Origin of the sequence: Massilia sp. BKSP1R2A-1 (genome assembly GCF_050586525.1) — a bacterium.
In the GTDB taxonomy this organism is placed as follows: domain Bacteria; phylum Pseudomonadota; class Gammaproteobacteria; order Burkholderiales; family Burkholderiaceae_D; genus Telluria.
This window is the reverse complement of sequence record NZ_JBOBRE010000040.1, coordinates 1-961: the sequence shown is the minus strand read 5'-3', so window position 1 is coordinate 961 and position 961 is coordinate 1. Positions and strand designations below refer to the sequence as shown.

General features: G+C 55.2%; 2 protein-coding genes. Both read right to left on the bottom strand.

Features of this window, described 5'->3' with window-relative positions; translation table 11 throughout:
* Positions 1-28: 28 nt before the first annotated feature.
* On the bottom strand, positions 29-385 hold the full coding sequence (locus ACQ7JA_RS24975; RefSeq protein ID WP_430902404.1) for a DUF6984 family protein: 357 nt from the start codon (positions 383-385) through the stop codon (positions 29-31).
* A 184-nt stretch (positions 386-569) separates the two neighbouring features.
* On the bottom strand, positions 570-905 hold the full coding sequence (locus tag ACQ7JA_RS24970) for a hypothetical protein (RefSeq protein WP_430902403.1): 336 nt from the start codon (positions 903-905) through the stop codon (positions 570-572).
* Between the last annotated feature and the right edge of the window lie 56 nt (positions 906-961).

Genomic DNA, 961 nt, shown 5'->3' with positions numbered 1-961 from the left:
ACCCGAAGCGGACATGCAGCTCTTCGATTCAGGTCTTGATCGCCAGACGTTCAGAATCCGGGTACTCCTGGAGAGGAGCAAAATCCATCCTCCAGATGTCAAGCTCATAGAGCCGTCCACCTGTGTCCGCGTTGAGCGCGATACTGACTAGGATGCCATCGCGATCCCGGTACTCTGCTTTCATAAGGCAGTTGCCTAACGACCGGGGCTCGTCACCAGCGAATTTAAGGCTACCCATCCCGCCGTCGTCCATGTCGCGTACCTGAGCTTGTTCCAGTTGACGAACCAGCTGCCCGCTGTCCGTCACGTGCAGAAGTAGAGCACGCACGAGTGAGTCCTCTTCATTACGGAGAGGGCGTAAGCGGTCTTGATCCGTCTCTGACATTGCGTTCCCCTCTTGAGTTGAAAACGTACATGCGACTTCCTGGCCTAGAATATGCGCTCCTGGCCGAACGCGGCCGTTCAGCTCAGCATAGCAGGTCGCCAGGACCGAAAAATCGCAGACTGTCACGAAGGACTGGATCCGACCCATTGCAGACTTTACGCGAAGGCGCATTGCTGCGGTAGCGTCACGCACTCCATGCCGGGATTTGCTCATACACGAGTTCGCCATCACGGAAAACCCGAGCATCATGATAAGGGTAGAGGTGATGACCGCAATGTTCGGTGAAAACAGCGATGGTGTACTTGGATTCGCTCACGATATGAATGGCATGACGGAATTCGACGCACGATTGATCCATGAATTCGATCCTCAGCGTCCCCGTCGGAAATGAGAACCAGGGACGAATTTTTTCTCGGACTTCGTCACGTGCACGGCCATAGTGCGAAGCGAGCTCGTCAGCCCATGCGAGTTCGATCTGCTGGGCCAATGTTGGAACTGGATAGGGTTTTTTCTTGGCCATGATTTTCTTCTTGAGGTGGGTTCCTGACCAGCCGGCCTACCTGGGCCGTCTGCTCC

Coding starts and splice junctions, on each gene's coding strand:
- ACQ7JA_RS24975 (WP_430902404.1), bottom strand. CDS start 385: ATGTCAGAGACGGATCAAGACCGCTTACGCCCTCTCCGTAATGAAGAG.
- ACQ7JA_RS24970 (WP_430902403.1), bottom strand. CDS start 905: ATGGCCAAGAAAAAACCCTATCCAGTTCCAACATTGGCCCAGCAGATC.